Annotated in this window: 17 protein-coding genes and 1 pseudogene; 7 read left to right on the top strand and 11 right to left on the bottom strand. The window is 35.3% G+C overall.

The genetic code is table 11. The features are described from left to right. Positions 1-119 precede the first annotated feature (119 nt). Both ABH959_RS12865 and ABH959_RS12860 read right to left on the bottom strand, forming a co-directional pair. The gene (locus ABH959_RS12865; protein ID WP_002190374.1) at positions 120-1,067 is read right to left on the bottom strand and encodes a 3'-5' exonuclease; all 948 of its coding nucleotides are present in this window, start codon (positions 1,065-1,067) and stop codon (positions 120-122) included. A gap of 115 nt (positions 1,068-1,182) precedes the next feature. Further along, positions 1,183-1,758 (bottom strand): TlpA family protein disulfide reductase, encoded by a 576-nt coding sequence (locus ABH959_RS12860; RefSeq protein WP_061689982.1) that lies wholly within the window; start codon positions 1,756-1,758, stop codon positions 1,183-1,185. Between the two features lie 480 nt (positions 1,759-2,238). On the opposite strand from ABH959_RS12860, the gene ABH959_RS12855 reads away from it, so the two are divergent. Next, positions 2,239-2,451 carry a hypothetical protein gene (locus ABH959_RS12855; RefSeq protein ID WP_002033553.1) on the top strand — a complete coding sequence of 71 codons (213 nt, stop codon included), beginning with the start codon at positions 2,239-2,241 and terminating at the stop codon, positions 2,449-2,451. 11 nt (positions 2,452-2,462) lie between these two features. Continuing rightward, entirely contained in the window at positions 2,463-2,795 is a 333-nt protein-coding gene (locus ABH959_RS12850; protein WP_002014292.1) for a YmzC family protein, read from the top strand. A gap of 22 nt (positions 2,796-2,817) precedes the next feature. On the opposite strand, the pseudogene ABH959_RS12845 reads toward ABH959_RS12850, so the two are convergent. Both ABH959_RS12845 and acnA read right to left on the bottom strand, forming a co-directional pair. Continuing rightward, positions 2,818-4,532 (bottom strand): annotated as a pseudogene (locus ABH959_RS12845) (ABC transporter ATP-binding protein). A gap of 69 nt (positions 4,533-4,601) precedes the next feature. After that, entirely contained in the window at positions 4,602-7,325 is a 2,724-nt protein-coding gene (acnA, locus tag ABH959_RS12840) for an aconitate hydratase AcnA (protein WP_002014285.1), read from the bottom strand. A 279-nt stretch (positions 7,326-7,604) separates the two neighbouring features. On the opposite strand from acnA, the gene sspO reads away from it, so the two are divergent. Continuing rightward, positions 7,605-7,754, top strand: coding sequence for an acid-soluble spore protein SspO (gene sspO / locus ABH959_RS12835; RefSeq protein ID WP_000518057.1), 150 nt, complete (start codon positions 7,605-7,607; stop codon positions 7,752-7,754). Between the two features lie 37 nt (positions 7,755-7,791). Here sspO and pdaB read toward each other — a convergent pair whose 3' ends face one another. Beyond that, a complete protein-coding gene (pdaB, locus tag ABH959_RS12830) occupies positions 7,792-8,517 on the bottom strand; it encodes a polysaccharide deacetylase family sporulation protein PdaB (protein ID WP_002066634.1) in 726 nt (241 codons plus the stop codon). A gap of 45 nt (positions 8,518-8,562) precedes the next feature. Beyond that, positions 8,563-8,826, bottom strand: a complete 264-nt coding sequence (locus ABH959_RS12825; protein ID WP_002014282.1) for a hypothetical protein — start codon at positions 8,824-8,826, stop codon at positions 8,563-8,565. Between the two features lie 121 nt (positions 8,827-8,947). Between ABH959_RS12825 and ABH959_RS12820 the strand changes: the two genes are divergently transcribed. Both ABH959_RS12820 and ABH959_RS12815 read left to right on the top strand, forming a co-directional pair. Continuing rightward, positions 8,948-9,091 carry a small acid-soluble spore protein P gene (locus ABH959_RS12820; RefSeq protein ID WP_002014281.1) on the top strand — a complete coding sequence of 48 codons (144 nt, stop codon included), beginning with the start codon at positions 8,948-8,950 and terminating at the stop codon, positions 9,089-9,091. 125 nt (positions 9,092-9,216) lie between these two features. Beyond that, positions 9,217-9,597: an Hsp20/alpha crystallin family protein gene (locus tag ABH959_RS12815; RefSeq protein ID WP_002014278.1), complete on the top strand. Its 381-nt coding sequence runs from the start codon at positions 9,217-9,219 to the stop codon at positions 9,595-9,597. A gap of 58 nt (positions 9,598-9,655) precedes the next feature. Here ABH959_RS12815 and ABH959_RS12810 read toward each other — a convergent pair whose 3' ends face one another. Both ABH959_RS12810 and ABH959_RS12805 read right to left on the bottom strand, forming a co-directional pair. Next, on the bottom strand, positions 9,656-10,894 hold the full coding sequence (locus ABH959_RS12810; RefSeq protein WP_002014277.1) for an MDR family MFS transporter: 1,239 nt from the start codon (positions 10,892-10,894) through the stop codon (positions 9,656-9,658). An 84-nt stretch (positions 10,895-10,978) separates the two neighbouring features. Then, on the bottom strand, positions 10,979-11,371 hold the full coding sequence (locus ABH959_RS12805) for a hypothetical protein (protein ID WP_002137716.1): 393 nt from the start codon (positions 11,369-11,371) through the stop codon (positions 10,979-10,981). A 133-nt stretch (positions 11,372-11,504) separates the two neighbouring features. Here ABH959_RS12805 and ABH959_RS12800 point away from each other — a divergent pair, with 133 nt between their 5' ends. Further along, positions 11,505-12,707, top strand: coding sequence for an alanyl-tRNA editing protein (locus ABH959_RS12800; protein ID WP_404492673.1), 1,203 nt, complete (start codon positions 11,505-11,507; stop codon positions 12,705-12,707). Between the two features lie 234 nt (positions 12,708-12,941). On the opposite strand, the gene ABH959_RS12795 is transcribed toward ABH959_RS12800, so the two are convergent. Continuing rightward, complete coding sequence (locus ABH959_RS12795) at positions 12,942-13,385, bottom strand: NUDIX hydrolase (protein ID WP_113936080.1); 444 nt, start codon at positions 13,383-13,385, stop codon at positions 12,942-12,944. 104 nt (positions 13,386-13,489) lie between these two features. Here ABH959_RS12795 and ABH959_RS12790 point away from each other — a divergent pair, with 104 nt between their 5' ends. Further along, the gene (locus ABH959_RS12790; protein WP_113936081.1) at positions 13,490-14,071 is read left to right on the top strand and encodes a DUF6434 domain-containing protein; all 582 of its coding nucleotides are present in this window, start codon (positions 13,490-13,492) and stop codon (positions 14,069-14,071) included. 8 nt (positions 14,072-14,079) lie between these two features. Here the strand turns inward: ABH959_RS12790 and ABH959_RS12785 are convergent, their stop codons facing one another. Next, the gene (locus tag ABH959_RS12785; protein WP_113936082.1) at positions 14,080-15,177 is read right to left on the bottom strand and encodes an acetyl-CoA C-acyltransferase; all 1,098 of its coding nucleotides are present in this window, start codon (positions 15,175-15,177) and stop codon (positions 14,080-14,082) included. Further along, on the bottom strand, positions 15,170-16,633 hold the full coding sequence (locus ABH959_RS12780; protein WP_113936083.1) for an acyl-CoA synthetase: 1,464 nt from the start codon (positions 16,631-16,633) through the stop codon (positions 15,170-15,172). The genes ABH959_RS12785 and ABH959_RS12780 overlap by 8 nt, the downstream gene beginning before the upstream one ends. Positions 16,634-16,672: the final 39 nt, after the last annotated feature.

Below are 16,672 nucleotides of genomic sequence, written 5' to 3'. Positions count from 1 at the left end.
TTCTTCTACGCTTTCTTATTACATAGTATGAGCAAATGAAAAACTCTTTAATCAGATTTGCAAGAAAATTTTATGTTTTGATAAAAAATACCATGCGCATATATTGCACATGGTATTTTTTACACCATCGTATTTAAATATTTTTTAATTTCTTCATCCGCATTTACTTTATTTGCTCTATATTCATCCAGCGCTCGTAATACAGAATCGTATTCTGCTACAATGTAGCTCTCTAGCTTCAAAATGTCCTCTACACTGTCAATCATAATTCTCGTGTTGCCAATCTCACTTTTCAATGCTGCCTCGTATGTTAAGCTCGTACAAATTTCTCTTACATCGTCTTCCATTTTTTCTGTTAACACATATTTCTTTCGCCCTTTGACCTTTAACCTTATAATTGGGTAAAAAGCTTTTATATCTAAATAACTCCCAACATTCATACAACGAATCCACTCAATATCACGTTTATTTCGTACAAGCATTTCTTTTACCGCTTCAAATACCGCTGTTTCATCAAGTACTTCCTTATTCGCTTTTCTTTTTCCTTCTTCTTCAACGGCTGCACATTTTTGATAAACAGCCGCACACGTAATACAGTCGTCAAATGCATTATGAGAACTTAAGCGAATTCCAAGCATTCGTTTTAACGTTTCAAGTTTGTGATTAGGCGCATGCTTCATATATTTTTTCGCTAAAAACACAGTATCAATAACGTTATTTTTAGGCTCAGGTAGTCCAAGCATATTTACATTACTCTTTAAAAAACGCATATCAAAAGAAGCATTATGTGCCACGATAATATTTGTATCTAGAAATGCCAAAAACAAAGGCAATACTTCTGCAATTGTTGGTGCGTCTGAAACACGATAATTCGTAATACCTGTTAAACTCGTAATTCGGCTCGGAATTGGACGCTCTGGATTCACATACGATACAAATTGATCTACTAGTTCATGATTACAATATTTCACTGCTGCAACTTGAATAATTTTATCATTATAAGGGTTAAATCCTGTTGTTTCAAAATCAATTACAACATAATCTAACGGTAAGGATACATTCCCCACTCCAGACACTCCTTTATCTCTAAACATTTATATTTCTTTTATCATATCACGAAGCTTTCACTACTTGAAAAAGAAAAGGCAGAAATGATTATATTCCATCTCCACCTTTTCACCGTTATTTTAATTTAGCAATCCGTTTCTCCATTTCTTTTTGCGTCATCGGTCCAATAAACTTATCTTGAATAACACCTTCTGTATCAATAAAATAAGAAGTTGGAATGGTAATTACTTTATACGCTGTTGTCACATCAATGTTCTTGTCCAATAAAATAGGAAAAGTAATTCCTTTTTCTTTAGCGAAGTTCTTTACCTTTTCTTCTCCCCCTCCTTTTTCTGAAGGAGTATAGTTTATAGCTAAAATTTCTACGTTTTCTTTATGTTCTTTATAAAAGGCCTCCATATCAGGCATTTCTTGCTGACAAGGCCCACACCACGTTGCCCAAAAGTTTAAAATAACTTTCTTTCCTTTTAAATCGGATAACTTTACATTCGTTCCATCTATCTTTGCTAATTCAAAATCTGGTGCGCTCTTTCCAATTTCAATACCGTTCCTTGCGAAAATCTCTTTCATAGCAGCTTCACTTTTGGCAGGCTTTTCTTGCATTACTTGATCCTCTTTACCAAACTGTTCATAAGCTGCATATCCCGCTAAACAAAGTAAAACTACAATAATGGTAAGCTTCCGCCACATTTTATATCACCCTAACGTGTTTATCTTCTTATAACATAATCATCAAAATACTATATACCTTATTTTAGCTTATACGGACAAGCTTGGAAATATTCACAGTCGAAATAGTTAGAATATTTATGGTCAATATGAAACATTTCCCTTTTTAACATATAATTAGAAATAAATACAAAACTTGCGAGGTGATATGTATTTTACAATTACTTATCAATCCTTTCACTTTTGTTTTTTTCACTTTACCATTACTATGTATTTTTTTAGCGCCTTACTATACAAATTCAAATGGGCTGCAATTATTATTTCTTTTACTGTTCCACTTATATTTTTCATTATCGTCTCTAAATTTAATATACACCTAGCTTTACAAAACTTAGACGCTTGGATTGTTTATAGTGCTGTTTATTCTGTACTTTCCTACATAACGGCAGCGCTAATACGAAGAAAACTGCACATGTAGAACTTTCAAAAAGGGGGATTTTTATGAATTTATTTGAAAAAATACTATTATATATTCTTAGTTTTATATTTTCCCCAATCGGGATTATCACTTGGATCATCTCGCTCTTCAGTAAAGATCCTGAAAAAAAGCAAGTTGGGCGTATTTGTCTCTTTATTGCTTTAATCTCATTTATCCTTTTAGCCGGTCTCGGTATTCTTAGTTTCTTCACGATGACTACCACTACTATACAATAGTTATAGAAAGGATGATTATTTTGGGAGAACATCCTATAAGTAAAGAACTTCGCTATATACGAATATGTTTAGTTGTTTTAGTGATTGTTCTTTTATTTTTCAACGGTGAAAGAGTTGTTGAAATTTCTACAAATCACGATGGCGTAGAAAATGTTTCCACCAGTAATATGACTCAGATTGCCGAAAATACATTTGCTATTCAAGAATATAATCCATCACTAAGTAGCGAACGTACAATCAAAATCTTTAAATATAATCCAGATACGAATCAACTTACTCTAGTCAAAGAATTTAGTACTAATGATCCTGATTCCTATACGTATCAACTTAATAATGCCGAGTAAAGATAAGAGCGCTATATAGCTCTTATCTTTTTATTAGCATCTCTTTAAACAATGACTTACAATTTAATAATTCTCTAGGATCCCCACATTCCACAATAATCCCATTCTTCATGACAACAATCCGATCCGCTATCATCGCCCTCTCGACATCATGTGTCGTCACAATTCTCGTTACATTCCCCTCTAGCCCTCTAAGCATATTCCAAACCACTTCTTGATTGCTCAGATCTAATCCCGCAGTCGGTTCATCTAGAATAATGAGATTCGGATTTGATACAATCGCTCGCAATAACGCAAGACGCTTTCTCTCTCCTCCCGAAAACTCTTCACCGCTTTTATGTAGTACAGTCTGAATCCCTTTAGATAAACTCCTAATAATTGACTTCGCATTTACAAGTTCAATATTTTTTTCTAACTGTTTTTCTAAGACCCCTTCCCCAAAATACATATTCTCTTTTACTGTCGTATGAAAGAAACGAGGTTCTTGCCACACTGTAGTCATACGAGCCCCATTACCATAATAAACAATGCTACCGTTAGATGGTTTATACAAACCCGTTATTAATTTTAAAAGCGTTGTTTTTCCTGCCCCACTTTCCCCCACAATAATAACGAGTTCGCCAGGATTAATTTGCAAATGTATATTTTTAATTCTACATCTCTCTTCACCGTTCTCTTGAAATGAAACGTTTGTTAATTTCATTCCCATCGCTCTTTCTACATTTCTGTCGTCAGCTCCTATATTTAAAAAACAAAAAACTCGATTTGCCGAAGCAATAGCAACTTGTGTCATCATCAATAAATCACTCGCATAACGAACGGGGAAAAATAACATCTCAATTGTAGCTAATACCGCCACAAGCGAACCGACTTCCATATCCCCTTTTATTATTTTTTTTGCTCCTACAATAAGAACAACTATATATGCTCCTGTTTCTATTACCGTTCCAACTATCCCAATACAATGTTGTATCATCGTCTTCTTTACTTCTGTTTTATAAGATTGTGCCGTCACTCCTTTAAACAAATGAATTGCCCATTTTTCTTTTTGTAAACTACGTAAATCTTGTATACCTTTTACAAACTGTGACATCATCTCTACAACACTTGATTGATTTTTTTGAGCAATACTTGCAATATTTCTTACTTTCCCCCCATAATCATTGGAACAATTGCACTTAAAAATAAAAACGGGGTTATCCACCATATGAACTGTACATCGATATGTTGTAGAGCTATGAACGCACCAATAAATTGTGCAATGGCGTGGATGTATTCTATTAATATAGATCCATATAACCTTACCCAATTCGGAATATCAGAAACGACTAATGTTTCTAACTCCCCTTGTTTTACCTTCTCACTTTCTTCAAACGGTAATAAGAAAAAATGACGTAATACATCTATACGCTTCTCTCGTAATATTCGCTGACTTACTTTTGAGCTTACATAATCAAATAACAGATTGTTCACCCACATCAAAAAGCGGCTCCCCGCAAACAAAGCAATATATACATACGTACCTTTTAAGTCCCGCTGAATAAGGTTATCTACAATTAGCCCCATAAATAGCGGACGGGATAAATTTAAAATGGCAGCTACTATTCCGCTACAAATCGCACTAATTAGCAATAGCTTTTCTTGCAACAGCGGCAACATTATTCTTCTATACTCATTCATTGTCATTCCCCCAATTTTGCATAATAAAAGGAAAGGGATGAAACCAAATGGTTTCATCCCTTTCCCTCTGTACATAAAGTAAGAAAGCTAACAAATGTTAGCTTCCTTATCATTCATTTCAATTATTTAGTTTGATACTTTAGACTCTTCGATTTTCGAACGAAGAACCATTTGCAAGATACCACCGTGACGGTAGTAGTCAATTTCAACTTCACTATCAAAACGAGCCACTACTTCAAATTGCTTCTCTTTGCCTTCTGCATCGATTGCAACTACTTTTACAAGATCGCGTGGTCTAACCGTTTTGTCAATTTGAATTTCAAATGACTCATCACCAACAAGACCTAATGTTTCAGCACTGTCGCCATCTTTAAATTGTAATGGTAATACGCCCATTAACACTAAGTTACTGCGGTGAATACGCTCGAAGCTTTCTGCGATTACTGCTTTAATACCTAATAAGTTTGTACCTTTCGCAGCCCAGTCACGAGAACTTCCCATACCGTAGTCTTTACCAGCAACAACTAGAAGGCCTGTGCCATCTTCTTTATATTTCATAGCAGCATCATAGATAGATGTTACTTCACCAGTTGGCCAATATGTTGTATATCCGCCTTCTGTTCCTGGTGCGATTTGGTTTTTAATACGGATGTTTGCGAATGTACCACGCATCATAACTTCATGGTTACCACGACGAGAACCGTAAGAGTTAAAGTCAACTGGTTGTACGCCGTTTTCTAGTAAATAACGTCCAGCTGGCGTGTGCTTACCAATTGAACCTGCTGGTGAAATGTGGTCTGTTGTTACAGAATCACCAAATTTACCAACTATGCGTAAACCTGATAACGTTTCAACTTCACCCGGCTCTTTAGATAATCCTTCGAAGAACGGTGGGTTTTGAATGTATGTTGAATCATTATCCCAAGTATATAAAGCTTCATTTGAAGTTTGGATTTCATTCCAGCGTTCATTGCTGTTAAATACTTGTGCATATTCTTTTTTGAACAATTCAGATGTAACAACACTTTGAACTACATCTTCAATTTCTTTAGCTGATGGCCAAATATCATTAAAGTAAACAGCATTACCATTTACATCTTTACCGATTTCATCATTTTTCAGGTCAATATCAACAGTACCTGCAAGTGCATATGCCACAACAAGTGGTGGTGATGCTAAGTAGTTTGCCTTTACAAGTGGGTGAATACGACCTTCAAAGTTACGGTTACCAGATAAAACAGATGTTACTAATAAATCATTTGCTGCGATTGCTTCTTCTAATTCCTCTGCTAATGGACCAGAGTTACCGATACAAGTCGTACAGCCGTAACCAACTGTTTGGAAACCTAATTGATCTAAATACGTTGTTAAACCAGACTTATCTAAGTACTCTGTAACAACTTTAGATCCTGGTGCTAACGATGTTTTTACGTAACCAGGTACTTTAAGTCCTTTTTCAATTGCTTTCTTCGCAACTAACCCTGCTCCAATTAACACGTACGGATTTGACGTATTTGTACAGCTTGTAATTGCAGCGATTGCAATTCCACCTGTTTTCATCGTTACTTCTTGATCTTTCAATGTAACTTTCACTTCTTTATCGAACTCTTGCTCATTGAATCCAAGTCCTTGTGTTCCAACTGGTGCTACAACAGCTTTATGGAACTCCTCTTTCATATTTGAAAGTGGGATTAAATCTTGCGGACGTTTCGGTCCAGAAAGATTAGATTCAATTGTATTTAAATCAATTTCAACAAGATCAGTATAGATTGGATCTTTGCTGTCTGCTGTATAGAATAAGCCATTTGCTTTACAATATTCTTCAACAACGCGAATTTGCTCTTCATCTCTACCTGTTAAACGTAAGTATTCTAATGAAATGTCGTCGATTGGGAAGAATCCACAAGTTGCACCGTATTCTGGTGCCATATTTGAAATTGTTGCGCGGTCAGCTAAAGGCATGCTCTTTAGTCCATTACCGAAGAACTCAACAAATTTACCAACTACACCTTTTTGACGTAATACTTGTGTTACTTTTAATGCAACGTCAGTTGCTGTTGTACCACTTGGAAGTGTACCAGTTAATTTCACACCAATTACTTCAGGTACTGGGAAATATGAAGGCTGTCCAAGCATTCCTGCTTCTGCTTCAATACCACCAACGCCCCATCCAAGAACACCGATACCATTAATCATTGTTGTATGTGAGTCTGTTCCAACTAATGAATCTGGGTATGCAACTAAGTCACCTTCAGCATTTTTCACCGCATGAACAACCGGTGCTAAATATTCAAGATTTACTTGGTGTACAATACCTGTTGCTGGTGGAACTGCACGGTAGTTATCAAATGATTTCTGTGCCCAGCTTAAAAATTTATAACGTTCTTCATTACGTTTAAACTCTAAGTCCATGTTGAATGCAAGCGAGTCTGCCGTACCCGCTCTATCAACCTGTACAGAGTGGTCAATTACAAGGTCTACAGTAATTTCAGGATTAATTTTGTCAGGATCCCCACCCATGTCTGCCATTGCTTTACGAAGCGAAGCCAAATCTACAACAGCTGGAACACCTGTGAAGTCTTGTAAGATTACGCGAGATGGTTTAAACGGAACATCGATATCTTGAACATCTTTCGTTCCCCATTTCGCTAAATTTGTAACGTGTTCTTCTGTAATTACGCGTCCGTCTACTTGACGAAGTACAGATTCAAGTAAAACTTTCACGGAATATGGTAATTGAGATACGTTGCCAACCCCTGCGTTTTCAAGCGCTTTCAATTGATAATAATGATACGTCTTTCCATCTAGTTCAAAAGTTGCACGTGATTGAAATGGATTATGTTTGACCATTATGTTTCCCCCCTGTTAAACGTGACTAATTTGTCTGAATATAAAATGTAGACAAACTTTTCAATACCTTACGATAATATCTTATTACAACTTTCTAAATAAGTAAATAATAAGAAACTTATGGATTATAATAAGTTTTCTTTATCTTTCTAAATTTGAATAGTGTCCATGCTCCTTATAAATACTATTATTGTAAAGTAAAGCACTCTACTTTACGTTCATATATGTTATGAACAACTCATGATTCATCTATAAAAAATATTATAGAGGTGAGAAAAAATGGGTAAACGAAAAGCAAATCATACTATTTCAGGAATGAATGCTGCATCCGCACAAGGACAAGGAACTGGTTATAACGAAGAGTTCGCAAATGAACCTTTAACTCCGGCAGAGCGACAAAATAATAAAAAACGAAAAAAGAATCAGTAACGAAAAATCCCAAAAGGTATACCTTTTGGGATTTTCTCTAATGTTTATAACGTAACAACTCCGAAACTGTTACAAATCGATAACCCTGCTTTTTCAGCTCAGGTAAAATTTTTGCTAATGCCGCCACTGTTTGACTACGATCACTTCCTCCATCGTGCAACAGTACAATATCTCCACTTTTAGCATTTTTCACAACATGATTTACTATGGATTCTGTACCTGGATTCGCCCAATCACGAGGGTCTTGATGCCATGACCATAGAACAATTTGATACCCAGCTTTTTTTGCCGTAGTAAATACAGCATCATTAATATATCCACCTGGCGGACGGAACAATAAAGGTTCTTTCACCCATTTTTCAAAATATTTCTTTCCATTTAAAATATCATGTTCTAATTTTTCATCTGATGAATTACTCGCATACAAATGATTCATCGTATGATTTCCGATTTCATGCCCTTCTTTCAACACTTGCTTTACTAAGTACGGATTACGCTGAACTCGAAAGCCAATCATAAAAAAAGTCGCTTCCGCTTTATATTGACGTAATAACTCTAATACTTGCGGTGTATAAGTTGGGTCCGGTCCATCATCAAATGTAATTGCGATAATTTTTTCATTATTTGGTACTTCCCATGTTACATAGCCAGTTGGCTCTAGCTCTTTTCTTAACAACATTTTAGCTTCCACTTTGTCCACTTGAAATATATGTACTGCACAAATTAAAGAAAAAATTGATAGAATAATTTTTCGTTTCAGCATAGTAGCACTAAAAGTAATGAGATTGTTGAATTCACAACAACCTTTTCACTTTTCTATTTGATCTACATTTCGCATAATATTTTGGAGATTACTTTCATATTGCTCAAGTTGTGGACGCTGCGTTTCTGATGCTACTTCAAGTGCATTTTGAATTTGTTCGTACGCCTCTTGCACTTCTTGGCGTAACTCTTTTAAATCATGGCCGTAATTCGGGTCATTTTTCACAATATTATTGAATATATTTTCCGCTTGAACAACCCCTTGCTGCGCGGCCTGAAAAGCCTGTTGCTTATCTTTATGATATGGCATAACACTTTCCCCTTCCTATATGAGTTAGTCCTACTTATCTTTACCCGTTTCTCAAAAAACATTCTCGTATAAATTCGCAAACTTCTCTCATTCTAAATAGGGAGAGGAGGTGTAAAATACAATGGGTAAAAACAATAATCAATCTAATCGTCAAAACGAGAAAAAAGGGCAATCTTCTGGACAGCCCGAACCTTTAAGTGGATCTCACAAAGTTAAAAATCGTAATCATTCACGTCAAAAAAATCATGCACATCATGATATGTAAAGCAAAAGCATTCACACACACTGTATCTTTCACATAAAATGTTTATATTTTTCTATTTGTTCTTCACCTCTATTTCATTCATGCATAACATAGTATGAATTGAGATTTTACGGAGGGTGTCTTTCATGGGCAAGAAAAAGAAGGATTGTCTTTTTCATGTTGATGGTTTCGAAGAATGGATGGATCAATTTTGTTCTGATTCTTGTAGCAACTTTAGTTTTCCAAATCAAATTCATATTGACCTTTGTGAAACAGAACAAGAATACATTTTGGAAACAGATGTACCAAATGCAACTGCACAAAATGTACTCATTAAAAAGATGGAGACAGGCCTAAACATTTGTATACTTTATAAAAACACTTCTTTACAGCGGATTGTTCCTTTACCTACTAATATCATTTATAACAAGATGCTAGCCTGTTTAGAGAATGGATGTTTAGCCATTCATATTTCCAAAAACGAAGTTGCCAATAAACATGAAAAGAAAGTTCTTTTTTCAAATTAAGGATTACTATAAACACAAACATGAGCCCGAGCAACCTTTTAGTTTGCTCGGGCTCATGTTATTTCGCATGTATTTCTATTTTAGAATTTCTAATATATCTTTTTTTCATTAAACCTTTTGTCACTAAAAGAACTGGGAACGCTATGCTTGAAAATATAGCTAATATTAAAAATACTATAAAGCCATTTTGATATCCATAATGATCGAGAAGTATCCCGCCAAACCAAGGACCAATTACTACTCCAATTCCTGAAAATCCCATAGCTCCAAAATATGTCCCTTTCAAATGTGGAACAGCTATCTCATCAATAAATACATCTGTCATTGAAAACATTAATACTTCTCCGAATGTAAAAATAATTGTACATATAGCAGCCCCTAACATAGATTCTACTAGTCCAAATCCAAACAATCCCCCGCTCACAAATAACGTTCCAACCATAATAGATGCTAACGGCGTATACTTTTTACACATTTGAATAACAGGGTATTGAATAACTACTACTGTAATCGCATTTAAAGTTAGCATATATGAGAACAACTTTACTCCATCTTGAAATATATGTGCATTTGCAAAATATTGAGATAGTGTCGTCGTTAAATGTGAAAAACCACTATTACTCAAAATGATTCCGACTAAAGCAACTAAAAATACTATGTCTTTTCGCAAAATCCGAACCGCACTTAACATTGTGACCGGATTTTCTGTAGCTACTTTCTTTTTATCAAGTGGATATTTCTTAAATTGAAACGCTAATATAACTGTATATAAAATGTACACTCCAGCGGCTACTAAAAAAGGAATCGTTGATTTTGCACTTCCAATCTGTAATCCAACAAGTGGACCCATCGCTACTCCAACATTTATTGCACCGTAACGCAAATTATATACGAGTAAACGATACTCTGGTTTCGTTAAATCTGATAATAAAGCTCTTGATGTCGGTTCAAAAAAAGAACGACATAAGCCATTCAAAGCGTTTAATAGAAAGAAACTCAAAACATGCTCTGCAACTGAAAATCCTATAAATACAAACACCCAAACAATCATGGACCATATTATAATCATCTTTCGACCAAATCGATCAGATAAATTGCCCCCAATAAAACTAGCAAACACTCCAACAAGCGCACTCGTTCCAATGATAGCACCGGTCATTCCAGCCGATACGTCTTTAACAGTCGTTAAATAAATCGCTAAAAAAGGAATGCTCATTGAAGTTGCAAACCTAGCAAATAATGTCCCTATAATGATACTCATTCCAAGTGGATGAATATTTTGTAACTTCCCCTTCATCTTTAAACCTACTCTCCCTTTTCTTACATAAAAAAAGAAAGCAAAGGATCTGCTTTCTTTTTCCTTTTTCTATACTTGAGATGTTTATACCCGAGCTGTTCTCGTTATTTCCATATCAATTCCATATGTAAACTGTAGTTCTTTACAAACATCTTTAATCAAAATAGCTACGTTATACTTTTCATTAAATTCTAAAACAATGCTTTCTACTTCTTCATATGTATACTTATATTCGCCAGTAATTACACTTTTTAAATCAAAGCATTCATTAATACAAAGCTGGACGAGTAATTGTTCATACTTCTCTATCACATCTTCTTTTTTCCAAAGTAACTCCTTTACATATAACCGATCAAATTTCACACTTTCTCGATTACAATCCGTTAAAATCCGGGTCATCTCATTTAATTCTCGATATAATTCGGAAATATTTCTGCTTAAACTAAGCAATTTATCTACGCCGTTTTCATATGGCATTTTCATTCCCCCCCGCATTTTCTTCTTATTATAGCAAGAAAATTCTAAAAAAAGTTTCTTTCTTCTGAAATATTAGGAAACTAATTTCAATTGCTTTACAATGAAACTAGCTAACACGAAAGGGGAAAGAAAATTGGAGAAAAAATTATATTACATCGATGCTTATCAGCAAACCTTTACAACTAAAGTTATAAAACAAGAGCATGATACAGAAGGAAACTTATATGTTGTCTTAAATGAAACTGCATTTTATCCAGCGGGCGGCGGGCAACCACACGACACTGGAACCTTAAATGGTATTCCGGTAAGTAACGTTCAAGAAGTAAATGGAGAAATTCGTCATTTCATAATAGAACAATTACATACAGAAGAAGTAGAGGGTAAAATAGATTGGGAGCGCCGTTTTGATCATATGCAGCAACATACAGCTCAGCACATTTTATCCGCTGCTTTTTGGGATCATTTTAACATACCGACGATCGGATTCCATCTTGGAAAAGAAACTATAACCATTGATTTAGAAACTGCTAACCTTTCTACAGAAACTGTTGAGAAGGCCGCACAAATTGCTAATCAAATTGTTTTTGAAAACCACCCTATTCGTATTAAATGGATGAACTTAGAAGAGGCCAAAGCATTACCCCTTCGCAAAGAACCGACTATGACAGAAAATATACGGGTTGTTATCATCGAAAACTATGACTACAACGGTTGTGGCGGAACACACCCGAAACATACAGGTGAAGTAGGCCCTATTCAAGTACTAGGATGGGAGCGCAATAAAGGTGGTATACGCTTAATATTTATTGCTGGTTGGCGTTCTCTTAAATTAATGGGACAACATCAACAAATATTAACAGATGTTTCTAAGCAATTGAACAGTAGCGAAACTGATATTCCAGTAAAAGTGGCACAACTTCTTACCTCTCAAAAAGAAAACGAAAAGGCAGTACAAGCAATGAATGAAAAACTATTATTTGTAGAAGCAAATGAACTACTGCAACAGCCTTTAGAAATACACGGTGGAATACTTATTTCTAAAGTATTTACAAACCGCCCTATGCAAGAAATTGCAAAACTGTCTGCTATTATTACAGAACAACAAGAACACGCAATTACATATTTCGTTATTGAAAATGAGGGAAAATTACAATGTATTCTCGCTTGTGGTAAAGCAGTGACACTCGATATGAATACACTTTTAAAAGATGCCCTCCCTTCTATTGAAGGAAAAGGCGGAGGAAATAAAAAGAGTGCTCGCGGCGGAGGAAAAGCGGTTATGACTGGGAACGAGTTTTTAAATCAACTTGTTTCTTCTTTACAGTCAGCAGTGTAAATTATTTTATGAATGGGATGTCATTGAACTGGATGATATCCTCTTTGCTGCTTTGCTTCATACATAGTAATACAGTAAATGAAATTATATTAACGATTTTTCAAATATATCTATCATAAATCAAAATATATCAACGATTCTATAAGAAATATCGATTTTCCAACAAAATACGAGAATAAACACAACTTATAGAGTAAGAGGAGGCTGTTCTAAAATAACAGCCTCCTCTTATGTTTACAAACCAATATTTTGTTTTAATCCTTGATAACTTCCTGCGTTCAAGAACTTTTCAGATGCAAGTTTAATGAACTTCTCAGAAAAACCATATCTACTCAATTCTTCTATCGCTACCATTTGTACATCATGAATTGGATTAAGATCAAATTCATTAGACGGAAGCTTGATTTCACCTGCAATCCTTTCAAGCAGAAATGTAATATGCAATAAAGATGGGGTAGCATCTGGTTTATCACAAACATAGAGTAGTCTCTTAATCCTAACTTCTAATCCGGTTTCTTCTCTCATTTCTCGAATCATCGCTTCTTCTAACGTTTCACCGTTCTCTACTCTTCCCCCAGGTAAAGACCAATTCCGATTCACAACTTTTTGTTTTACTAGCAATACCTTTTCACCTTCAATTAAAATCCCAGTAACACGAACTTGCATTACATTTTCCATATGTAATCTCCTCTTCCTATTAAATTTATAAATTAATCCTTCCACAAAAAGAACATACGTTTTATAATTAAAGGAAATTATGGAAGAAAGAAGTTGTTATATGCATGCGCCCACCTTTAACAAAGCCTATATCCCTTGAAGATTTCCAAAACTATTATTGGTTAAAAACAGAACTGCAAACATTTTGTCGTGAGCATGATTTACCAGCTAGTGGCTCTAAAATCGAAATAACCGAGCGTATCTCACACTATTTAACTACAGGTAAAATATTAAAAAACTGTTCTCATCAAAAGGTAAGTAAAGCTTCCCTCTCTTATAAAGATCTTTCTCTTCAAACAATTATTACTGAAAATCACCGCTGTAGTGAAGATGTGCGTGCTTTTTTCAAAGAAAAAATTGGAGCAAACTTCCGCTTTACAGTAGCCCTTCAAAAGTTTTTTAAAAAGAATACCGGAAAAACGTATGAAGACGCGATAACGTTTTGGTACGAAGAAAACGAACGTAAAAAAGAACCATCCTATAAAACAACTATCGGTACACAGTTTGAATACAATCGTTTTACTCGCGCTTTTTTCGAAGACCCATACAACAAAGGAAAATCAAAAACAGATGCTATCGCTGCTTGGAACAAAATAAAAGCAAAACCTGGTAACAACGTCTATATTCCTGAAAAAGTAGAAAACTAGTTATCTTGCTAGTTTTCTACTTTCTCAAATAATAGAGCAAGCCCTATCCCTCCCCCAATTCCTAATGTAGCAATTCCATATTTCATATACTCTCTTTTAGCCTGATAAAACAAGCGCGTTACAAGCATAGCTCCAGACGCACCGTACGGATGACCAAGTGCTATTGCACCACCATTTACATTTAACTTTTCATACGGAATTTGTAACGTTTGCGCACATGCAACAACTTTAGCGGCGAACGCTTCATTCATCTCAATACAATCAATATCTTCTATTACTAAATTCATTTCTCTAAGTAGTTTTTGTACGGCAAATATCGGACCAGTTCCTGGAATATTTGGGTCAACTCCAACTACAGCACTATGAACGAAACGAAGAACTGGCTTGTACCCTAATTTCCGAGCTTGCCCCTCTTCCATTACAAGAACAGCACATGCCCCGTCATTTACACCACACGAATTCCCTGCTGTTACCGTTCCATTTTGCAAAAATACAGGTTTCGTTCTCTTAATCATTCTTTCATAATTCATTTCTCGCTTTATAGATTCATCTAATAATCCATTAAAATAATGAGGTAATATCTCTTCTTGTATATATCCTTTTTCTAATGCTTGCAGCGTTCTTTTATAGCTAAGACAAGCATATTCATCTTGCATCTCTTTTGTTATGTTATATTGCTCTGCAACATACTCAGCTGCCACTCCCATATCAGGATCCCCAATTGTTTCAGGCGAAAACCGCGCTCTATTTTGAAAAGGTGACGTACTTGTACTCTCTACGCCCCCAGCAATATAACAATTACCTGCATCCCCTTGAATAAAATGACACGCAGTACGAATTGCTTCCAATCCAGCGCCGCATTGCCGGTCAATCGTTACACCAGGTATATGATAACCAAGCCCAGCTTCTAAAGCAGATAATCTTGCAACATTACCTCCCGGTCCAACAACATTCCCTAATATAACATCGTCTATTTCTCTCTCAATTCCTTTACTTAAAAACGTAAGAAGTGTTGCTGCTAATTGCTGAACTTCATAATCTTTCAACATCCCGTTTTTTTTACCAATAGGTGTTCTCTTCGCTTCTACAATAACCGCCCTATTCATATATCTTCTCCCGGTTTTCAATCATACTTTTTGCTGCATTGCGAGCTATTTTCCCGCTATTTGTATAAGGTATTTCATCAACAAAGTACCATTCTTTCGGTATTTTAAAAGATGATAATCGTTGTAAGCAAAAACTCTTTAATTGTTGCTTTGTAGCACTTCCTTTTACGATAGCGACAGGCTTTTCACCCCAGTAACTATCTTCTACACCAACCACAACTATTTCTTCAACAGCTGGATGCGTATATAACACACTTTCTATCTCTTCTGGGTAAATATTGATTCCTCCAAATAAAATCATATTCTTCTCTCTACCAACAATATATATAAAGCCTTCTTCATCTTGGTAGCCCACATCCTGCACTGTCATCCAGCCACCTTCGGACAATTGCGGGATTATAGCTCCATCCGATACATAGCCCATAAAAAACTGATCACTTTTCACATACACAGTTCCTACCTCACCTGTCTGTACTTCTTCTCCTGCTTCATTACATATTCGAACTTGTACATTATGACAAGGTTTCCCTACTGAATTCGGTTTTCTTTCACTCTCTTCATCAACCAATGCCGTTACAAAGCTTAGCTCAGACGCACCATAAAACTCATATCTTTTTGCATAAGGAAGCACATTCTTCATCTTCTCTTTTGCTTCAACTTCCCATTTCGCTCCTGACGAAATAATTTTCATTTCACTTTCAATTACTTTATTTTCTTTATACAAAGACTCAAGCATTGTAGGAACTGTATACATTACAGAAATATTCTCTATCTTTATACTAGATAGCACTTGAACTGGTACAAACTTTCTCATTATGTGTACCGTTTGTCCTAGAAATAATGCACTTATTGCCCCGTATAAGAAAAGAGAATGAACAAGCGTCCCAGCTATTAAAATAGAATCTTCCTTTTTCATATAAAAATCATGTACATTACAATCAAAACTATGTACCCACGACTGTTGAGCACGTAAAAACGCTTTTGCTTTTCCAGTCGATCCTGATGTAAATCCCATATAAAAAGGAGCGTTTTGTACATTTTCTACAGAATGATATGCAGGAAGATAGTTCTCAATCATTTCTTTCCATTCTTCAATCTCAATAATCCTTCCTTCTTCGCACGATATATCACTAAGCCTATACTGCTCCGCCACAATAATATCCGGTCTACTAATCGCTATTCTTTCTTTAAGTTCATCTCGTTTCCATTTTATATCTAGCGGCACACAAACCCATCCAGCCATTGCGGAACCTGCAAATATTTGTAAAAATCCCATACTATTCTCTAATAAAATTGCTATCGTTTTATTCTGCGATTCTTTTTCATTCAACCAGTTTGCTACTTTACAAACTGACTCAAACCATTCTTTATATGTTAAAACTCGATCATTTTCCTTTAGCGCTATTTTATTTGGTTGTAAAGAGGCATGTTTTTTATATTCTTTCGTAATTCCCATATGAGATGTCCTTTCTCTACAAAATAATAAAAAGAAACA

Origin of the sequence: Bacillus sp. RC51, from assembly GCF_044908115.1 — a bacterium.
GTDB classification, from domain to species: Bacteria; Bacillota; Bacilli; order Bacillales; family Bacillaceae_G; genus Bacillus_A; species Bacillus_A mycoides.
The sequence above is the reverse complement of the archived record's forward strand: the minus strand, read 5'-3'. Positions and strand labels throughout refer to the sequence as shown.

Excerpts from the sequence above, each read along its gene's own strand:
- ABH959_RS12860 (WP_061689982.1), bottom strand. The coding sequence starts at position 1,758 with ATGTGGCGGAAGCTTACCATTATTGTAGTTTTACTTTGTTTAGCGGGA.
- ABH959_RS12855 (WP_002033553.1), top strand. The coding sequence starts at position 2,239 with ATGAATTTATTTGAAAAAATACTATTATATATTCTTAGTTTTATATTT.
- ABH959_RS12850 (WP_002014292.1), top strand. The coding sequence starts at position 2,463 with ATGATTATTTTGGGAGAACATCCTATAAGTAAAGAACTTCGCTATATA.
- acnA (WP_002014285.1), bottom strand. The coding sequence starts at position 7,325 with ATGGTCAAACATAATCCATTTCAATCACGTGCAACTTTTGAACTAGAT.
- sspO (WP_000518057.1), top strand. The coding sequence starts at position 7,605 with ATGGGTAAACGAAAAGCAAATCATACTATTTCAGGAATGAATGCTGCA.
- pdaB (WP_002066634.1), bottom strand. The coding sequence starts at position 8,517 with ATGCTGAAACGAAAAATTATTCTATCAATTTTTTCTTTAATTTGTGCA.
- ABH959_RS12825 (WP_002014282.1), bottom strand. The coding sequence starts at position 8,826 with ATGCCATATCATAAAGATAAGCAACAGGCTTTTCAGGCCGCGCAGCAA.
- ABH959_RS12820 (WP_002014281.1), top strand. The coding sequence starts at position 8,948 with ATGGGTAAAAACAATAATCAATCTAATCGTCAAAACGAGAAAAAAGGG.
- ABH959_RS12815 (WP_002014278.1), top strand. The coding sequence starts at position 9,217 with ATGGGCAAGAAAAAGAAGGATTGTCTTTTTCATGTTGATGGTTTCGAA.
- ABH959_RS12810 (WP_002014277.1), bottom strand. The coding sequence starts at position 10,894 with ATGAAGGGGAAGTTACAAAATATTCATCCACTTGGAATGAGTATCATT.
- ABH959_RS12805 (WP_002137716.1), bottom strand. The coding sequence starts at position 11,371 with ATGCCATATGAAAACGGCGTAGATAAATTGCTTAGTTTAAGCAGAAAT.
- ABH959_RS12795 (WP_113936080.1), bottom strand. The coding sequence starts at position 13,385 with ATGGAAAATGTAATGCAAGTTCGTGTTACTGGGATTTTAATTGAAGGT.
- ABH959_RS12790 (WP_113936081.1), top strand. The coding sequence starts at position 13,490 with ATGCGCCCACCTTTAACAAAGCCTATATCCCTTGAAGATTTCCAAAAC.
- ABH959_RS12785 (WP_113936082.1), bottom strand. The coding sequence starts at position 15,177 with ATGAATAGGGCGGTTATTGTAGAAGCGAAGAGAACACCTATTGGTAAA.
- ABH959_RS12780 (WP_113936083.1), bottom strand. The coding sequence starts at position 16,633 with ATGGGAATTACGAAAGAATATAAAAAACATGCCTCTTTACAACCAAAT.